Raw genomic sequence first — 1,800 nt, forward strand, 5'->3', positions numbered from 1 at the left:
CACCCCGACTGGGAACGCCCCCTGCGCCGCCTCACCGCCCGCCACCAGGTCCTCGCCATCGAGATCATCGACCCCCGCGAACTCGACCTCCCCGACGTCGGCCTCGTCGAGATGACCGACCCCGAGACCGGGACCGTCCACGAGATCGTCCTCAGCGCCCGCACCCGCGAACGCTACGCCGCGGCCGCCGCCGCCCAGCGCGAACGCACCCGCGACGCACTGCGCCGCACCGGCGCCCACCACCTCGTCCTGCGCACCGACCGCGACTGGATCGCCGACATCGCCCGATTCGCCCTCCGCCAACGCCGCGCCGCAGGCCGGTCGGTCTCCACCGCGGGAGCGCGTCCATGACCTTCCTGTCACCCGACCGCCTCTGGCTCCTCGGCCTGCTGCCGCTCCTCGGCGCCGCCTACGCGCTGCTCCAGTTCCGCCGGCGCAGCTACGCCGTCCGGTTCACCAACCTCGCGCTGCTCTCCCAGGTCGCGCCCCGACGGCCCGGCTGGCGCCGGCACGTCGCCGCCGCACTCTTCCTCATCATGATCGCCTTCATGATGGTCGGGTTCGCGCGCCCCGCCGACGAGGTCAAGGTCCCCCGCGACCGCGCCACCATCATGGTCGCCGTCGACGTCTCCCTGTCCATGATGGCCAGGGACGTCTCACCCAGCCGATTCGACGCCGCCAGAGCCGCCGCCAAGAAGTTCATCGGCGAACTCCCCGCACGCTTCAACGTCGGCGTCGTCGCCTTCGCCGGCAACGCCAACCTCATCGCTGCGCCGTCCGACGACCGCGCCACCGCCATCGCCTCCCTCGACCGGCTCACCCTGGCCAAACGCACCGCCATAGGCGAGGCCGTCTTCACGTCCCTGCAGGCCGTCCAGTCCTTCGACGCCGAAGCCCGCCAGGACCCGCCGCCCGCCCACATCGTCCTGCTGTCCGACGGGGACAACACCACCGGACGCACCGTCCAGGAGGCCATCGACGCCAGCCGCGTCGCCCAGATCCCCGTCTCCACCATCGCCTTCGGCACCCCCTACGGCACCGTCGACATCGAAGGCGAGACCACCAGCGTCTCGGTCAACAAGGAGACCCTGCGCGCCCTCGCCGACAACACCGAGGGCAAGGCCTACGAGGCCGCCGACGCCGGCCAGCTCGGCGAGGTCTACGCCAACATCGGCACCTCCCTCGGCTTCGAGACCGAGCACCGCGACGTCGCCGCCCGCTACATCGGCATCGCGCTGCTGTTCGCGCTGGCCGCCGGCGGCGCCTCGCTGGCCTGGTTCTCCCGCCTCCCCTGACCGGGCGCGCCCCCGCGGGGGCCCCTGCCGTGCCCGCCGGGACGGCGCCGGTACCCGCCCAACGCTGATACGGTCGGCCGACGTGGGGGAACACTACTTCGCCGAACGGCCGGACGCCGCGAGCCGCCGCCGTTCCGTCGACCTCGTCCTGCCCGACCTGCACCTGCGCCTGGACACCGACAGCGGCATGTTCTCCCCGGACCGCATCGACCCCGGCACCCGCATCCTCCTGGAGACCGGGCCCGCCCCGCCGGCGGCCGGCGACCTCCTCGACCTCGGCTGCGGCTACGGCCCCATCGCCCTCACCCTGGCCAGCCGCTCGCCGCGGGCGAGGGTTTGGGGGGTGGATGTTAACCGGCGGGCCATAGAGCTGGCTGAAGGCAATGCCAAAACCGCCGGCCTTGACAATGTAAGGTTCATGTTGGGGGACGAGGCCGACCCCGCCCTCCGCTTCGACGCGATCTGGTCCAACCCCCCGATCCGCATCGGCAAGGCCGCCCTGCAC

Annotated in this window: 2 protein-coding genes and 1 pseudogene; all 3 read left to right on the forward strand. The window is 72.6% G+C overall.

Going from position 1 to position 1,800, the window contains the following annotated elements; all coding sequences use genetic code 11:
* Window positions 1-351: pseudogene (locus tag E1266_RS37060) on the forward strand (DUF58 domain-containing protein); the annotation flags it as partial.
* Window positions 348-1,295: a VWA domain-containing protein gene (locus E1266_RS37065; protein ID WP_132055228.1), complete on the forward strand. Its 948-nt coding sequence runs from the start codon at window positions 348-350 to the stop codon at window positions 1,293-1,295. The pseudogene E1266_RS37060 and the gene E1266_RS37065, both read left to right, overlap by 4 nt.
* 82 nt (window positions 1,296-1,377) lie before the next feature.
* Window positions 1,378-1,800, forward strand: a 423-nt coding sequence (locus E1266_RS37070; RefSeq protein WP_132055230.1) for a methyltransferase, incomplete at its 3' end; no start/stop codon positions are given.

Source organism: Actinomadura sp. 7K534, assembly GCF_004348575.1.
GTDB classification, from domain to species: Bacteria; Actinomycetota; Actinomycetes; order Streptosporangiales; family Streptosporangiaceae; genus Spirillospora; species Spirillospora livida.